This is a genomic window from Bordetella ansorpii (genome assembly GCF_900078315.1).
Lineage (GTDB): Bacteria > Pseudomonadota > Gammaproteobacteria > Burkholderiales > Burkholderiaceae_B > Bordetella > Bordetella ansorpii.
In genome coordinates this window covers 1232472-1248516 of sequence record NZ_FKBS01000014.1, presented here as the reverse complement: position 1 = coordinate 1248516, position 16045 = coordinate 1232472, and the positions used below count along the sequence as shown (strand labels likewise).

Genomic DNA, 16045 nt, shown 5'->3' with positions numbered 1-16045 from the left:
CAGGCGCTGGCGACCCGACAAGACAGCGGTGGCTCGCCGCTCCCTGAGGCAGTGACACCCGATGGACGTCAGATCAGCGCCTGCCTGACCCGATGCGACACCCACTCCGCCACGAACACCGTGGCCAGGATGGCCGCGAAGATCACCGTGACCTGCGGCCAGGCCAGCGTGTCTACCGAAGCCGCCAGCGGCAGGCCGATGCCGCCCGCCCCCACGATGCCCAGCACGGTGGATTCACGGATGTTGATGTCCCAGCGGTAGACCGTGGTGCCCACCAGCGCGGGCAGGATCTGCGGCACCACGGCGTAGGCCAGCACCTGCGGCCGGCTGGCGCCGGTGGCGGTGACGGCCTCGACCTGGCGCACGTCGATCTCTTCGATGGCCTCGTACATCAGCTTGCCGACGAAGCCGATGGAGCGCAGCGCGATGGCGATGATGCCGGCCAGCACGCCCGGCCCTACCACCGTCACCAGCAGCATCGCCCAGATCAACGAGTTGATGGAGCGCGAGGCCACGATGATGCCCAGCGCCACCGGCCGCAGCACGACCCGGCTGGGCGTGGTGTTGCGCGCCGCCAGGAAGGCCACCGGCACCGCGATGGCCGCGCCGATGGCGGTGCCCAGCGTGGCGATGTTCAGCGTGTCCCACAGCGGCTGCCAGAGCTTGTCCAGATAGCTCCAGCGCGGCGGCCACATGCGCGAGACCATGTCCCATCCGGCCGCAGGCGCGTCGGCGGCGAAGGCCCAGATGGTGTTGTCGGACATCAGTTGCCAGCCCCAGGCGAACACCAGGGCGGCGATCATCCAGCCCAGCCAGGCCCAGCGCTGCTGAGCGGGTGTACGGCGGCGCCAGACGGGTACGGGCGGGTTCAGCGGCGGGCTCATCGGAAATGACCTCCGTGCTGCGCACTCCGGCATTCGCCCTTGGGGCGGCCCGGCGGGCTCATAGGAACCTCCGCCGCACGTGCCCCGAGGCGTACTCGCACAGCATTACGATGGCGATGATCAGCAGGAGGATGGCGGCGGCCGTCTCGAACTCATAGCGGTCGAAGGCCGTGTTCAGCGTGGCGCCGATGCCGCCCGCGCCCACGATGCCGATGATGGCGGCCTCGCGGAAATTGATGTCCAGGCGGTACAGCGACAGGCCGATCATGCGCGGCATGACCTGCGGCTGCACGGCGTACACGATCCACTGCGGCCAGGGGGCGCCGGTGGCGCGCACGGCCTCGAGCTGGCTGCGGTCCGCCGTCTCGATCTCTTCGGCCAGCAGCTTGCCCAGGAATCCCATGGACGCGATCACCAGCGTCAGCATGCCCGCCAGCGGGCCGAAGCCGAACATCTTCACCAGCAGGATGGCGATGATGAGTTCGGGAAACGCGCGCGAGGCGGCGATGAAGCCCCGGCACACCGCATACACGGGCAGCGGGCTGATGTTGCGCGCCGCGCCCAGGCCGATCGGAATGCTCAGCACGATGCCGATGGCGGTGGACACGACGGCCATCGCCACACTTTCCATGATGCCCTCGCTGATCTCGCGCCAGCGCGTGATGAAATCCGGATGCGCGAACGCCGCCACGAAGCGCCAGCCGCGCACCAGGCCCTCGGCCACGCGGTTCCAGTCGACGTGGATGGAGCCCAGCGCGGCGGCCAGGTACAGGGCCGCCAGCAGCCACAGGCCGTAGCGCAGCGCCGGGGAACGGATGAAGGGTGGCCGGCGCCAGCGCAGCGGTGCGCTCAATGAACCCCCTTCGTGCGGTGCACGCCGTTGCGCGCTCATGCCGCCGCCGACGCCGCGCGCAGCGCGACGTCGTCCTCGCCCGCCTCGGCAGCATCACCGGTGGCGGCATGACCCGAAGCGTTCCAGTCTTCCTGGCCGTAGATGTCGGTCAGCACGTCCGGCGTCAGACCCGTGGGCGAACCGTCATACACCAGCCTGCCCTTGCGCAGGCCGACGATGCGGTCGGCGAACTGCGTGGCCAGCGCCACGTCGTGGATGTTGATGACGGCGGACAGCCCGCGTTCGCGGCAGATCTCGCACAGCAGGCGCATGATCTGGCGCGAGGTCTTCGGATCCAGGCTGGCGGTCGGTTCGTCCACCAGCAGCAGCAGGGGCTCCTGCATCAGCGCCCGGGCGATGCCCACGCGCTGGCGCTGCCCGCCCGACAGGGCATCGGCGCGCTTGTTCTCGAAACCCGTCAGCCCCACGCGCTCCAGCAGGTAGAAGGCCTGACGGATGTCCGCCTCGGGATAGCGGCGCGTCCAGCTGCGCCAGAACCCCGTGTAGCCCAGCCGGCCCGACAGCACGTTCTCCATGACCGTCAGGCGTTCGACCAGGGCGTATTCCTGGAAGATCATGCCGAGCTGGCGACGGGCCTGCCGCAACGCGCGCCCGGACAGGCCGCCCAGGGCCTGCCCTTGCAGGCGCACCTGGCCGCCCGAGGGCTCGACCAGCCGGTTCACGCAGCGGATCAGGGTGCTCTTGCCCGCGCCGGACGGACCGATCAGCGCCAGCACCTGGCCGCGCGGCACGGCCAGGTCGACGTGGTCCAATGCCAGGTCACCGGTGGGATAACGCTTGACCAGCCCCTGCAGCGCGAGCAACGGCGGGTTGTGCCCAGCCTGCGCGGTTCCCGCCATGCTTACTGGCAGGTATAGGAGACGTTCATGGCCCGGTCGATCTCGCGGACCACGGCCCAGTGTTCCTTGTAGGTGATCGGGATGAAGCTTTCCTGCGCCGGCTCGGTCTTGCTGAATTCCTTCAGCAATTGCGTGCCTTCCCAGTTGAACGAGAAGAAGGCCTGCTTCACCTTCTCGGCCAATTCGGGCTTCAGGTTGTAGACGTAGCCATAGCCCGTGGTGGGGAAGGACTGCGACTTGTAGATGGTGCGGATCTTGGACTTGTCCACGGCGTTGCGCGCGAACATGCGGTACATGACCGAGTTGGCCACGGCGGCGGCGTCGTAGTCCTTGTTGGCCACGCCGATCACCGAGTTGTCGTGCTTGCCCGAGAACGCCGGCTTGTAGTCGCGCTCGGCCTGCATCTTGTAGGTGCTGGCCAGCAGCGCGGACGGCGCCTTGTAACCGGAGTTGGACGTCTGCGACGTGAAGGCGATGGTCTTGCCCTTCAGGTCTTCGATCTTCTGCGCGGGGCTGTCGGCCGGCACGATGATTTCCATCTCGTAGCCGTAGGCGCCCTTCTTGTCGGCCATCATGGCCATGGGCACGAAGCCGGCGCAGTTGACGGCCAGCGGGTTGCTGCCCGTGTTGAAGCCGGCCACGTGCAGGCGGCCCGAGCGCATGGCTTCCAGCTGCGCGGCATTGGACTGCACGGGGAAGAACTGCACCTTCTTGCCGGTGGTCTTCTCCATGTGGCGCAGGAATTCGTCCCACACGCCGCGGTACACCTCGGGGTCTTCGACGGGGGTGTAGGCGAAGATCAGCACCGACGGGTCGACCCACTGCTTGGGATCCGAGGGGGCATCGGCCACCATGTCGCCGTTGGCGTCGCAGAACTTCTTGTCGAGATCACCCTTGGCGCATTCCGCGGCGGCCGCGAACGGAGCCGAGAACACCCCAGCCATGCCCATGAGTGCAATACCGAACAGCTGCTTCGTTTTCATTTCAACCCCGTGTCAGGAAACCGCCGGACATTTTTCGACAGATTCGTGACAAGCCCATGACGGGCGGTGAACCAATGGCTAGGGATAAACTCCAACGGGATTCCGCAATTGAACAGGACACGAAACATGCGTCTTTCCTTCTCGGTACTGCCATGCCGCCTGCCCGTGCTGCTGGTGTCGTCGTTCCTGGCCTTCCAGGCCGGGGCCGCGCCGCTGCCCAAAGGCGTCTCCGAAGTCACCTCGGTCGAAGGCATTACCGAGTACAGGCTGGACAATGGTTTGCGCGTGCTGCTGGCGCCGGACGCCTCCAAGCCCTCCACCACGGTCAACATGACCTATCTGGTGGGCTCGCGTAACGAAAACTACGGCCAGACGGGCATGGCCCACCTGCTGGAACACATGATGTTCAAGGGCACGCCCACCATGCGCAACGCGCTGGGCGAGTTCTCGCGGCGCGGCCTGCAGGCCAACGGCACCACCGCCGCCGACCGCACCAACTACTTCGCCAGCTTCGCGGCCAATCCCGAGACCCTGAAGTGGTATCTGGGCTGGCAGGCCGACGCGATGGTCAATTCGACCATCCTGAAGTCGGACCTGGATTCGGAAATGACCGTGGTCCGCAACGAGATGGAAAGCGGCGAGAACAGCCCTTTCCGCATCCTGATGCAGAAGATGCAGGCCACCGCCTACCAGTGGCACAACTACGGCAAGCAGACCATCGGGGCGCGCTCCGACGTCGAGAACGTCGACATCGGCCAGTTGCGGGCCTTCTATCACCAGTATTACCAGCCGGACAACGCCGTGCTGATCGTGGCCGGCAAGTTCGACCCGAAGAAGGCGCTCACCGACATCCAGGACACGCTGGGCAAGCTGCCCCGCCCCAAACGCAAGCTGCCGCCCGAATACACCGTCGAACCGACCCAGGACGGCGAACGCGCCGTCACGCTGCGCCGCGCCGGCGGCACGCCGCTGGTGGCCGCCATGTATCACATCCCCGCCGCGGGCAGCCCCGACTATGTGCCCTTCGACCTGGCGGCCACCATCCTGGCCGACACGCCCTCGGGCCGCCTGTACAAGGCGCTGGTGCCGACCAAGGAAGCCACCGACGTGTTCGGCTTCACCATGGACCAGCACGATCCCGGCATCGCCATGTTCGGCGCGCAACTGCAGGCCGACATGGACGAGGGCAAGGCCCTGGCCACCCTGACCAGCACCCTGGAATCCGTGGGCAGGCAGCCCTTCACCGCCGAGGAACTCGAACGCGCCCGCAGCAAGTGGCTGACGGCCTGGCAGCAAACCTATAACGACCCCGAGCGCGTGGGCGTGGCGCTGTCCGAAGCCATCGCCTCGGGCGACTGGCGCCTGTTCTTCCTGCAGCGCGATCGCGCCCGCGACGCCAAGCTGCAAGCCGTGCAGCGCGCCGCCGACGCCTACCTGGTGCAGGCCAACCGCACCGAAGGCCGCTACATCCCCACCGAGAAGCCGCAGCGCGCGCCGCTGGGCGAACGTCCCGACCTGGCGCAGGTTTTCAAGGACTACAAGGGCGATCCCGACTTCAAGGCCGCGGCCGCCTTCGACCCCACGCCCGCCAACATCGACAAGCTGACGCAGTTGCGCACGCTGGATCTGCCCGGCGGCCCGGTGCAGGTGGCCCTGCTGCCCAAGGCCACGCGCGGCGAACGCGTGCAGGCGCAATTGCTGCTGCAATTCGGCGACGCCCAGGCCCTGAAGGGCCAGCGCAACATCGCCGACGCGGCCGCCGACCTGCTGACCCGCGGCACGCCGCAACTGACGCGCCAGGCCATCGAGGACCGCTTCGACAAGATGCAGGCCCAGGTCAGCTTCAGCGGCTCGGGCACCGACCTGGCCGTGGGCATGTCCACCACGCGCGAGAACCTGCCCGAGCTGATCTCGCTGGTGCTGGATATCCTGCGCAACGCCAACTACCCCGAGTCGGAAGTGGCCGAGTACAAGCGCCAGGTGGTCACCTCGGTGCAAAGCGCCATGACCGAGCCCACCGCCCTGGCCTCGCGCGCGCTGGCCCGCCACAACAACCCGTGGCCGGCCGACGACGTGCGCTACACGCCCAGCTTCGACGAGGCGCTGGCCGACGTCAAAGCGTTGACGCGCGATCAGTTGGTGGCTTTCCACGACAAGTTCTACGGCACCGGCCACATCAAGTTCTCGGCGGTGGGCGATTTCGATCCCAAGGCCGCCGAGGCCGCGCTGACCAAGGGCCTGGACGGCTGGAAGCGCGCCCCGGCCTACACGCGCCTGGACAATCCGTACCGCGACGTGCCGGCCAAGCTGTTCGAGACCGCCACGCCCGACAAAGCCAACGCGTTCTACATCTCGCGCGCCCCGCTCAAGCTGCAGGACGACAGCGCCGACTTCCCGGCCCTGTACCTGGCCAACTTCCTGCTGGGCACCTCCGAGACTTCGCGCCTGTGGACCCGCGTGCGCGAGAAGGAAGGCCTGTCTTACAACGTGCGCAGCAACATGACGGCCTCGTCGTTCGAGCCCACCGGCAGTTGGACCCTCTACGCGATCTATGCGCCGCAGAACCGCGAGCGCCTGGAAAAGGCCATCTCGGAAGAACTGGCCCGCGTGCTGAAGGACGGCTTCACCGATGAAGAGGTGCGTGACGGCGTGGCCGCGCTGCTGAACTACCGCAACCTGTCGCGCGCCCAGGACTCGGTGCTGGCGGGCGTTTGGGTCGACTATATGAAGACCGGCCGCACGTTCGCCTGGTCTGCCGAGATCGACGAGAAACTGAAGGCGCTGACGCCGGCCACCGTGAACGCGGCCCTGCGCAAGTACCTGAAGCCCGAGGACTTCAGCACCTCAGTGGCGGGCGACTTCACCAGGAAGGCGCCCTGACGCACCGCGTCACGTCTGAATAGACCTCGCAGACAGATCAATATTTGAAATTCAAATCCCATTTATTGGGATTTGAATTTCAATATCCTAAGCATCCCCCGGTTTCAACGTCACGAGCCCCCGGCCTCCGGGGGCTTCGGCTCGCCTGCGCATTCGGCAAGACATGCACGGAAATGCCGCGCCGCATCATGATTTCTTGATATCAGGAATCGGAATTTCGAACATATTTCCGTGTTGTCACCCCGTTTCTTTGCGCGTAGTATCGCGACATCAATCCTGAATTAAAAGAATTAATTCCCGAATAATAGGATTTAAAGAAGCAGAAGAACCAGCAGCATTTTGCCGGCGCACCCGGCCCCAAGAGGAGACAACCAGGATGAAGATCGTCAACGTCGAAACCCTGTCGTGCGATGCAGGGTGGCGCAACTATCACTTCGTCAAGATCGAGACCGACGAAGGTCTCGTGGGCTGGAGCGAATACGACGAGGGGTTCGGGTCGCCGGGCGTCAGCGCGGTCATCGAGCAATTGGCGCAGGGGTTGGTGAACGCACCGGTGCCGGGACCGCAGCGCTTCTATGCCGAGGCCTACAGCCGCACCCGGCCCGCCGCCGGCGGCGTGGTGGGCGAAGGCATCGGCGCTCTGGAGAACGCGCTGCTGGACCTGCGCGGCAAGATCCTGGGCGTGCCCTGCTACGAACTGCTGGGTGGCAAGGTGCGCGACGAACTGCGCGTGTACTGGTCGCACTGCCCGGCCTGGCGCATCAACCATCCCAAGTATTTCGGCCCGCCCGTCACCGACCTGGACGGCGTGCGCGCCATGGGCAGCGAGGCGCGCGAACGCGGCTTCACGGCGCTCAAGACCAATCTGTTCCTGTTCGACGACGGCCCGGCGCATGCCTGGCGGCCCGGTTTCGCCGCGCCGTTCTATCCCGAGCTGAACGCCGACCGCCGCCTGATCCACAACCTGCGCGACAACCTGGAAGCGCTGCGCGAGGGGGCCGGCCCCGACATGGACATCCTGCTGGACCTGAACTTCAACTTCAAGACCGAGGGCTACCTGAAGCTGTTGCGGGCCATCGCCGACCAGGATCTGTTCTGGGTGGAGATCGACTCCTACAACCCCGAGGCCCTGGCCTATATCCGCCAGCACAGCCCCTTTCCCATCAGCTCGTGCGAGACGCTGTTCGGCACCCGCGAGTTCATGCCCTACCTGCGCAACAACGCGGTGGACGTGGCCATTGTCGATGCCGTCTGGAATGGCGTGTGGCAATCCATGAAGATCGCCGACCTGGCCGACACGCACGAGGTCAACGTGGCCCCGCACAACTTCTACGGCCACCTGTGCACCTTCATGAACGCGCACTTCGCGTGCGCCGCGCCCAACTTCCGCATCATGGAGACCGACATCGATCGCCTGGCCTGGGATGACGAGCTGTTCACCCACGCGCCCGAGTATCGCGACGGCCGCCTGATCGTTCCCGACCGCCCCGGCTGGGGCACCGACCCGGTGGAAGAGGCCCTGCGCGCCCATCCGCCCAAGCAAGGAGGCGGCCTGATCCAGCCCCGGCCCAAGCACTGATCCGCAGTCCCACTTTCCGACAAGGAGATGTCAACGATGCTGAACAACTGGGTAGATACGCTGACCAACCTGCGCAAGTCCGCCGGGGCTTTCGCCGAACACAATCCGCCGGTGGTGCAGGCCTATCGCGGCCTGAACGAGGCGTTGGGCCAGGGCAAGGCGCTGGATGCCAAGACCCGCGAGCTGATCGCGCTGGCGGTGGCCGTGACCACGCGCTGCGACGGCTGCATCTCGTCGCATTCGGCAGCTGCGCGCAAGGCCGGTGCGACGGAGGCCGAAGTGGCCGAGGCGCTGGGCACCGCCATCGCGCTGAACGCGGGCGCCGCATACGTCTATTCGGTGCGCGCCATGGAAGCTTTCGGGCAGTTCAAGGAATAAACGCGCGGCCAGCCGCGCCCAGAACAGACACAGACCACCTCCGGGATACACCGGAGGGGCGAGGAGACAGACATGAATGCATTCCCGCGCCGGCGCGCCGGCGTGTTTTGCGCATGGGTACTCGCAGCAACCGTCACCCACCCTGCCGTGGCCGCCTGGCCCGACGATAAACCCATCCGCATGATCGTGCCCTATACCGCGGGCGGCGCATCGGACACCCTGGGCCGCATGGTAGCGGCCCACCTGACCACCACACTGAAGCAGACCGTGGTCGTCGAGAACCGGCCCGGGGCCGGCAGCATGCTGGGCTCGCAGTTCGTGGCGCGGGCCGACCCGGACGGCTACACCTTCCTGCTGGGCAGCATCTCGAACGTGCTGAACAACTTCTTCTACAAGGATCCCCTGTACGACCTGCGCCGCGACCTGGCCCCTGTGGCACAGCTGGTGACGGTGCCCAACTACCTGGCGGTGGCGCCGTCGGTGCCGGCCAAGACCATCCCCGAACTGATCGCGCTGGCCAAGAAGGACGGCAAGGGCCTGAGCTGCTCGACCTCGGGCATCGGCTCGTCGCCCTATCTGTCGTGCGAGCTGTTCCGGCTGCTGTCGGGCGCGCAGATCATCAACGTGCCCTTCAAGGGCGGCGCGCAGGCCATCCAGGCGGCCATCGGCCAGCAATCGACCATGGTGTTCGCCAACGAGGCGTTGCCCTTCATCACCTCGGGCCAGTTGCGGGCGCTGGGCGTCACCACGCCCAAGCGCGCCGCCTTCCTGCCCGATGTGCCCGCGATTGGCGAGAGCCTGAAGGACTATGACGTGACAGCCTGGTACGGCGTCTGGGCGCCCGCCGGCACGCCGTCCGAGGTGCTGGAGCGCGTCAGCGAGGACATCAAGGCCACGCTGGCGCAACCGCAGGCGCGCAAGACCCTGGCCACGCTGGGCGCCGAACCCGCCCATGCCGGCCCCAAGGCCTTCGGACAGTACGTGGAACAGGAGATGCAGCGGTGGCAGACACTGACGCAGAGCATGAACGTGAAGCCACAATGATCCCGGCCGGACAAGTCCGGCTGGCCGATGGCCTGCGTCACTGGGCCGAACGCACGCCGGATCAGCCAGCGCTCAGCGATGACGGCACGGCCTGGACCTACGCCCAGTTGCAGGCGCGCGTGGACGAGGCCGCGGCCTTTCTGCGCGGGCTCGGGCTAGGCGCGGGCGACCGCGTGATGCTGGTCGGCGAGAACAGCACGGCGCTGGCCGCGCTGATTCTCGCGGCGGGCCGCATCGACGCCTGGGCCGTGCTGGAGAACGCGCGACGCGCGCCGCTGGAGGTCGACGCCATCGTCGAACTATCTCGGCCGCGGCGCGTGGTGTTCGTCACCTCGCAGTCGCCCGCCGCGCTGGCGCATGCCGAGCGGCATGGCGCCGCCGTGGTGGCGGCGGGCTTCGGCGACGTGGCCGCGGGGCCGCTGCGCGATAGCGAAGCCGAACCGGTGCAGGCCGGTCCGCAGCAGGTGGCGGCCCTGATCTACACCACCGGCAGTACCGGCAAGCCCAAGGGGGTGATGCTGACGCATGCCAACCTGCTGCACATCGCGCATCTGATGCGCACGTTGAGGCGCGTCACGCACGCCGACCGTGTCTATGGCGTGTTGCCCATCACGCATGTGATGGGGTTGTCGTCGGGCCTGATGGGCACGCTGGCCTCGGGCGCGCATGTCAGGCTGATCGCGCGCTTCGATCCGCAGGCCTGCCTGCAAGCCCTGGCGCGCGATGGCATCACCATTCTTCAGGGCGCGCCCGCCATGTTCGCGCGGCTGATGCAGGCCGCGTCGGCGCAGGGCTTGTCCGCGCCCGCGCTGCGTTTCATCGCGGCGGGCGGCGCGCCGCTGGATCCCACGCTGAGCGCCCAGGCGCGCGGCCTGTTCGGCCTGCCGCTGCACAACGGCTATGGCCTGACCGAAGCGTCGGGCACCTGCTGGACGCGGCTCGAAGACATGACCCCAGGCACTTCCGTCGGCCCGCCCACGCCGGGCGTCAGCCTGCGCGTGTGCGACCCGGACGGCCGTGAATTGCCGGATGGCCAGGAAGGCGAGCTGTGGCTGCGCGGACCCAACGTGATGCGCGGCTATTACCGCGCGCCCGAACTGACGGCCACGGTGCTGCGGCCCGACGGCTGGTTCAACAGCCAGGATCTGGCGCGCCGCCTTCCCGATGGGCGCATCGAGATCGTCGGCCGCGCCAAGGACCTGATCATCCGCTCCGGCTTCAACGTGTCGCCTCTGGAAGTGGAACAGGCCCTGAACAGCCATGCCGACGTGCAGCTGTCCGCCGTGTTCGGCCATGCCGTGGGAGGCAACGAGGAGATCATCGCCGTCGTCGAACCGGCGCCCGGCGTAGCGCCGCAAGAGGCCGCGATACGCGCGCACCTGGCCCAGCGGCTGTCGCCCTACAAACTGCCCGGACGCATCCTGTTCGTGCCGACCCTGCCGGTGGCGCCCAACGGCAAGGTATTGAAACCCAAATTGATGCAGCAGATAGGAGAGATGCTATGAGTACGTTCTTCTTGCACGGAACCCCGCGGCGACAGGAGGCACGGGCATGAGCGATTCAGTGACCTACGAATCGCGGGACGGCATCGCCGTCATCACCATCAACCGCCCCGACCGCCTGAACGCCATCGGCCCCGAGGTGGAAGCCGGCCTGGCGGCGGCGTGGATACGCTTGAACGACACGCCGGAAGACCGCGTGGGCATCCTGACCGCCGCGGGTACGCGGGCCTTTTCGTCCGGCCGCGACCGCGACGCGCAAAGCCCTCCCGACTACCGCAGCTTCACGCCCAATGTGGGGGTGGCGCTGGACAAGCCGCTGATCGCGGCGGTCAGCGGCTGGTGCGTGGGCGGCGCGCTGGTGCTGGTCGCCATGTGCGACCTGTGCGTGGCCACGCGCGATGCGCGCTTCACCTATCCCGAGCCCAAGATGGGCTTCGCGGGCGGCATGATCGCCTCGCTGGCGGCGCGCATTCCGCACAAGGTCGCCATGGAGATCATGCTGCTGGGCGAAGTGCTGGAAGCCGAGCGCGCCTATGACGTAGGACTGGTCAACCGGCTGGCCGAACCGGGCCGGCATCTGGAAGAAGCCATGAAGCTGGCGCGCCGGCTGGCGGACAACGCGCCGCTGGTGATGGCAATGCTCAAGCGCTTCGCCGCCGCCACCGTGCCGGCCAGCCCGGTCGAGCAGGCCGGCCTGGCCTGGCGCGAGACCGAACGCGTGTTCCGCAGCGCCGACTACCAGGAAGGCGTATCCAGCTTCCGCGACAAGCGGGATCCGCGTTTCACGGGACGCTGAGAGCGCTCGATCATGCCGGCCGGACACGGGCGTGTCCGGCCTGGCGCGTTTTTCGAAGCAAAGATGAAGGAGAGGATCATGACATTCGCGGCCCTGATGCTGACCCAGCAAGACAAGGCCACGCACGCCGAACTGACCCAGGCCGAGGCCGGGCAATTGCCTGAAGGCACGGTGACCGTGCGCGTGCAGTACTCCACCCTGAACTACAAGGATGCGCTGGCCATTACCGGCAAGGGGCCCGTGGTGCGCCAGTTTCCGATGGTGCCGGGCATCGATTTCGCCGGCGTCGTCGAGCAATCGGAGGATCCCGGATTCAAGGCTGGCGACGCCGTGCTGCTGAACGGCTGGGGACTGGGCGAGACCCGCTGGGGCGGCCTGGCCGGCTACGCCCGCGTGCCGGCCGACTGGCTGCAGAAGATTCCCGAGGGCCTGGACGCGCGCCGCGCCATGATGCTGGGCACGGCCGGCTACACCGCCATGCTGTGCGTGCGCCGCCTGGAGGCGTTGGGTGTTGCGCCCGGCAGCGGCCCGGTGCTGGTGACGGGCGCCAACGGCGGCGTGGGCAGCACGGCTATCGCGCTCTTGGCCCGGCGCGGCTATGAAGTCACCGCCAGCACCGGCCGCGCCGATGCGCACGAGCGGCTGCGGGCGCTGGGCGCGCACACCATCGTCGACCGCGCGCAGTTGTCGGCCGCCGGCAAGCCCTTGCAGAGGGAACACTGGGCGGCCGTGGTGGACAGCGTCGGCAGCCATACGCTGGCCAACGCCTGCGCCGCCACACGCTATGGCGGCGTGGTCGCAGCCTGCGGCCTGGCGCAAGGCGCGGACCTGCCGGCCACCGTCATGCCCTTCATCCTGCGCGGCGTCACGCTGGCAGGCATCGACAGCGTGTATGCCCCGATGGCCCAGCGTCAGGCCGCCTGGGACGACCTGGCCGCCACCCTGCCCGGAGACCAGATCGACGGCATGGCCGAGGAGATTCCGCTGTCGCGCGCCATCGAGTACGCTGCACCTTTATTGGCTGGACAATTGCCGCATGGCCGGGTGCTGGTGCGGGTAGAGGAGAAATGATGGAACGCCGTCTCGATCGGCTGCGCGACTTCATCGCGGCGGCCACCCGCCTGGCCGATCGGCATGGCGCCGCCGGCATGGCCGGCCCCGAACTCCAGGCCGAACTGGCCAAGTTGATCGCGCACGACGATTGGCTGCCCGAGTCCTGCACCGTGCCGCATGCCGAGTTCTACCAGCAGTTCCTGCTGCATTGCGATCCGCTGGAACGCTTCAGCCTGGTCAGCTTTGTCTGGGGACCGGGGCAATTCACGCCCGTGCATGACCATGCGGTGTGGGGGTATGTCGGCATGCTGCGAGGCAGCGAGTACAGCCAGCGGTATCGGGTAACGGACGGCGCCTGTGTGGCGGATGGCGAACCGGTAGCCTTGCAGCCCGGACAGATCGAAGTACTGTCACCGGCCGAGGGCGACGTGCACAAGGTGTGGAACGCCTACCCCGACCGCACGTCGATCAGTGTACATCTGTATGGCGGCAACATCGGCGCGATTGCGCGGCATGTATACGATCCCGCGACCGGGAAGGCCAAACCCTTCGTATCCGGCTACAGCAGCGTGGCGCTGCCGAATCTGTGGGACAGGTCGGCACAGGTGCGGGCCGGATTGACCGCCTGAGTGCCCCGCCCGACGAGCATCCGGGCGGGCACACAAAATTTCTGTCTTGACAGAAATTTCTGAAATCAATAAATTGGCGGCATGACACTGACGCCAATCGCAGAACGCTTCATTCTCCACTGGGGCGAAATGGGTTCCCGGTGGGGCGTGAACCGCACCGTCGCACAAATCCACGCCTTGCTCTTCCTGCTGGGCCGCCCCGTGCCGGCGGACGAGATCACCGACACGCTGGGCGTGGCGCGCTCCAATGTCAGCAACAGCCTGCGCGAACTGCAGGCCTGGAAGCTGGCCCGCGTGGTGCACGTCAAGGACGACCGACGCGATCACTTCGAAACATCCACCGACGTGTGGGAACTGTTCAAGCTGATTGTCGAGGGCCGCCGCCAGCGCGAGATCGACCCCACGCTGGCCATGCTGCGCGACAGCCTGGACAGCCCGGAGATCGGCCGCGAGGATCGCGAGATGGCGCAGCGCATGCGCGACACGCTGGTATTTCTGGAGACCATGACGACCTGGTCGGACGAGATGCTGCGCCTGAAACCCGAGACCTTGATGAAGACACTGGGGCTGGGTGCGAAGATCAGCAAGACGATGCGGCGGTCGAAGGACTGAGGGGTACGGAGGCGGGCAAGACATGTCCGCTTTTTTTGGACCGATTATTTCTGTCAATACAGAAATATCTGAAATAAAAGAATAGGAAGGCAGGTCATGAACCGGACTTTCGGAGAGACTGCAGACACAAGCGGAACGAACGCATCCGGCTTGCACGACAGGGCCGGCCCATGCAAGGGCCCGCGTTTGAACATCCTGATCTGCGGCGCCAACGGCTTCATCGGCGCCGCGCTGTGCCGGGCTCTGGTCCTGAGAGGTCATCGCGTCATCAAAGGCGTACGCCAGCCCCACGAGACAGGCGAGATCGCCATCGATTACACCGCCGATCTCGATGCCGATGCCTGGATGCCCAGGCTGCAAGGGGTGGATGTCGTGATCAATGCCGTCGGCATCGTCAACGAGCACGGCGCGCAGACGTTTGATCGGGTGCAGCGCGAGGCGCCCACCGCCTTGTTCGACGCCTGTCTGCGCGCGGGTGTGAAGCGGGTCATCCAGTTGTCGGCGCTCGGTGCGCAGACGGGTGATACACGATTCCTGCGCACCAGGCTGGCCGCCGACCGGCATCTGCAATCCTTGGGGATGGTGCATCACATCCTGCGGCCAGCCTTGGTATCAGGCACGGAAGGCACTTCCGCAAGGTACTTCCGCACGCTGGCATCGATGCCCGTGCATCTGCTGCCCGCAGGCGGCCATCAGATGCTGCGGCCTGTGCATATCGATGAACTGGCCGAAGTCGTCGTACGGCTGCTGAACCGGGACGATACCGAATCGTTCGTGCTCGACGTGGTTGGAGGAGCCGAAGTCGAGTACCGCCAGATGCTGGCCCGCTACCGCGCATCGATGGGCTTTCCCCCCGCCTGGCGCCTCGGTATCCCGGACGGATTGATGAACCTGGGCGCCACCCTGCTGAACCGCGTGCCCGGTTCGCTGCTCACCCGCGAAACCTGGCGCATGCTGCGCGCCGGCAATAGCGCCGATGCCGCCCCCGTGGCCGCCGTGCTGGGCCGGATGCCCGCCGGCATCGAGACCTTCATTCCGCCCGGCGACGCCCCCGCGCTGCGCCAGCAAGCCCTGGCCGCCTGGCGCCCCGCCCTGCTGCGCGGCGCATTGGCAATCACATGGATCTGGACGGCGATCACCAGCGCGTTCATCCATCCCCAGGCCGACAGCCTGGCCTTGCTGGCGGGCGTGCATGTCCATGGCCTGCTGGCGTGGGTGGCCTTGTACGCCGCCTGCGCGCTGGATGCCGCCTTCGGCATCGCCACCCTGCTGCGTCCCGGCCGCAGGCTGTGGGCCGCGCAGGCCGCGCTGATCCTGGGTTACTCGCTGGTCATCGCCATCGCGCTGCCCGAGTTCCTGTGGCATCCCTTCGGCCCGGTGCTGAAGAACATCCCGATTCTTGCCTTGCTGATCCTGTTGTTTTCCGAAGAGAGCGAATCATGAACATGTACCTGACGATGAAGACCTTGCACATCATGTCCTCGGTGTTGCTGGTAGGCACCGGCTTCGGCACGGCCTTCTACCTGTTCTTCGCCAACCGCACGGGCAACGTGCCCGCCATCGCGGCGGTGTCGCGGCTGGTGGTGCGCGCGGATCTCTGGTTCACCACGCCCGCGGTGATCTTCCAGCCCTTGTCCGGGCTGTGGCTGGCGCACTCGGTGGGATGGCAGTGGAACACGCCCTGGATACTGGCCAGCATCGGGCTGTATCTGCTGGCGGGCGCGTGCTGGCTGCCGGTGGTGTGGCTGCAATACAGGATGGCGCAGATGGCCATGGCCGCGCACGGTACCGACGCGGCGACCTTGCCGGCGCTGTACTGGCGTTATGCCAAGTTGTGGGAATGGCTGGGCTATCCCGCGTTTGCCGCGATGGTAGCGGTGTATTTCCTGATGGTCTACAAGCCGGCGTTCTAAGCCGTCGAGCAGACCTTGCTTCGCAGCCCACAGGACACGA

General features: G+C 66.8%; 15 protein-coding genes. 11 read left to right on the top strand and 4 right to left on the bottom strand.

Annotated elements, in window-relative coordinates:
• Positions 1-68: 68 nt before the first annotated feature.
• Genes phnE (A7W11_RS13405) through phnD form a run of 4 tightly spaced genes read right to left on the bottom strand, consistent with a single transcriptional unit; the run spans position 69 to position 3619 of the window.
• On the bottom strand, positions 69-884 hold the full coding sequence (gene phnE / locus A7W11_RS13405) for a phosphonate ABC transporter, permease protein PhnE (RefSeq protein WP_066412863.1): 816 nt from the start codon (positions 882-884) through the stop codon (positions 69-71).
• A gap of 58 nt (positions 885-942) precedes the next feature.
• On the bottom strand, positions 943-1737 hold the full coding sequence (phnE, locus tag A7W11_RS13400; RefSeq protein ID WP_235816865.1) for a phosphonate ABC transporter, permease protein PhnE: 795 nt from the start codon (positions 1735-1737) through the stop codon (positions 943-945).
• A gap of 35 nt (positions 1738-1772) precedes the next feature.
• A complete protein-coding gene (gene phnC, locus A7W11_RS13395) occupies positions 1773-2636 on the bottom strand; it encodes a phosphonate ABC transporter ATP-binding protein (protein ID WP_218188589.1) in 864 nt (287 codons plus the stop codon).
• A 2-nt stretch (positions 2637-2638) separates the two neighbouring features.
• Entirely contained in the window at positions 2639-3619 is a 981-nt protein-coding gene (phnD, locus tag A7W11_RS13390; RefSeq protein WP_066412858.1) for a phosphate/phosphite/phosphonate ABC transporter substrate-binding protein, read from the bottom strand.
• Positions 3620-3745: 126 nt separating this feature from the next.
• Between phnD and A7W11_RS13385 the strand changes: the two genes are divergently transcribed.
• The 11 genes from A7W11_RS13385 (at position 3746) to A7W11_RS13335 (ending at position 16005) form a co-directional block, all read left to right on the top strand.
• Positions 3746-6499 carry a M16 family metallopeptidase gene (locus A7W11_RS13385; RefSeq protein WP_066412846.1) on the top strand — a complete coding sequence of 918 codons (2754 nt, stop codon included), beginning with the start codon at positions 3746-3748 and terminating at the stop codon, positions 6497-6499.
• 376 nt (positions 6500-6875) lie between these two features.
• Complete coding sequence (locus tag A7W11_RS13380) at positions 6876-8078, top strand: mandelate racemase/muconate lactonizing enzyme family protein (RefSeq protein WP_066412844.1); 1203 nt, start codon at positions 6876-6878, stop codon at positions 8076-8078.
• Between the two features lie 36 nt (positions 8079-8114).
• Positions 8115-8456: a carboxymuconolactone decarboxylase family protein gene (locus A7W11_RS13375; protein WP_066412841.1), complete on the top strand. Its 342-nt coding sequence runs from the start codon at positions 8115-8117 to the stop codon at positions 8454-8456.
• A 72-nt stretch (positions 8457-8528) separates the two neighbouring features.
• Positions 8529-9500: a Bug family tripartite tricarboxylate transporter substrate binding protein gene (locus tag A7W11_RS13370; protein WP_066412838.1), complete on the top strand. Its 972-nt coding sequence runs from the start codon at positions 8529-8531 to the stop codon at positions 9498-9500.
• A complete protein-coding gene (locus A7W11_RS13365) occupies positions 9458-11005 on the top strand; it encodes a class I adenylate-forming enzyme family protein (protein WP_235816864.1) in 1548 nt (515 codons plus the stop codon). The genes A7W11_RS13370 and A7W11_RS13365 overlap by 43 nt, the downstream gene beginning before the upstream one ends.
• 46 nt (positions 11006-11051) lie before the next feature.
• Positions 11052-11798 (top strand): enoyl-CoA hydratase/isomerase family protein, encoded by a 747-nt coding sequence (locus A7W11_RS13360; protein ID WP_066412831.1) that lies wholly within the window; start codon positions 11052-11054, stop codon positions 11796-11798.
• Positions 11799-11876: 78 nt separating this feature from the next.
• Positions 11877-12869, top strand: coding sequence for an acrylyl-CoA reductase (NADPH) (gene acuI, locus A7W11_RS13355; protein ID WP_066412829.1), 993 nt, complete (start codon positions 11877-11879; stop codon positions 12867-12869).
• Positions 12869-13480, top strand: a complete 612-nt coding sequence (locus A7W11_RS13350; protein WP_412778730.1) for a cysteine dioxygenase family protein — start codon at positions 12869-12871, stop codon at positions 13478-13480. Before acuI ends, A7W11_RS13350 begins: the two co-directional genes overlap by 1 nt.
• An 81-nt stretch (positions 13481-13561) precedes the next feature.
• Entirely contained in the window at positions 13562-14092 is a 531-nt protein-coding gene (locus A7W11_RS13345) for a GbsR/MarR family transcriptional regulator (RefSeq protein WP_066412821.1), read from the top strand.
• A gap of 186 nt (positions 14093-14278) precedes the next feature.
• A complete protein-coding gene (locus A7W11_RS13340; RefSeq protein ID WP_066412819.1) occupies positions 14279-15535 on the top strand; it encodes an SDR family oxidoreductase in 1257 nt (418 codons plus the stop codon).
• The gene (locus tag A7W11_RS13335) at positions 15532-16005 is read left to right on the top strand and encodes a DUF2269 family protein (RefSeq protein WP_066412817.1); all 474 of its coding nucleotides are present in this window, start codon (positions 15532-15534) and stop codon (positions 16003-16005) included. The genes A7W11_RS13340 and A7W11_RS13335 overlap by 4 nt, the downstream gene beginning before the upstream one ends.
• The last annotated feature ends 40 nt before the right edge of the window (positions 16006-16045 follow it).

Coding starts and splice junctions, on each gene's coding strand:
- phnE (WP_066412863.1), bottom strand. CDS start 884: ATGAGCCCGCCGCTGAACCCGCCCGTACCCGTCTGGCGCCGCCGTACA.
- phnC (WP_218188589.1), bottom strand. CDS start 2,636: ATGGCGGGAACCGCGCAGGCTGGGCACAACCCGCCGTTGCTCGCGCTG.
- phnD (WP_066412858.1), bottom strand. CDS start 3,619: ATGAAAACGAAGCAGCTGTTCGGTATTGCACTCATGGGCATGGCTGGG.
- A7W11_RS13385 (WP_066412846.1), top strand. CDS start 3,746: ATGCGTCTTTCCTTCTCGGTACTGCCATGCCGCCTGCCCGTGCTGCTG.
- A7W11_RS13380 (WP_066412844.1), top strand. CDS start 6,876: ATGAAGATCGTCAACGTCGAAACCCTGTCGTGCGATGCAGGGTGGCGC.
- A7W11_RS13375 (WP_066412841.1), top strand. CDS start 8,115: ATGCTGAACAACTGGGTAGATACGCTGACCAACCTGCGCAAGTCCGCC.
- A7W11_RS13370 (WP_066412838.1), top strand. CDS start 8,529: ATGAATGCATTCCCGCGCCGGCGCGCCGGCGTGTTTTGCGCATGGGTA.
- A7W11_RS13360 (WP_066412831.1), top strand. CDS start 11,052: ATGAGCGATTCAGTGACCTACGAATCGCGGGACGGCATCGCCGTCATC.
- acuI (WP_066412829.1), top strand. CDS start 11,877: ATGACATTCGCGGCCCTGATGCTGACCCAGCAAGACAAGGCCACGCAC.
- A7W11_RS13350 (WP_412778730.1), top strand. CDS start 12,869: ATGGAACGCCGTCTCGATCGGCTGCGCGACTTCATCGCGGCGGCCACC.
- A7W11_RS13345 (WP_066412821.1), top strand. CDS start 13,562: ATGACACTGACGCCAATCGCAGAACGCTTCATTCTCCACTGGGGCGAA.
- A7W11_RS13335 (WP_066412817.1), top strand. CDS start 15,532: ATGAACATGTACCTGACGATGAAGACCTTGCACATCATGTCCTCGGTG.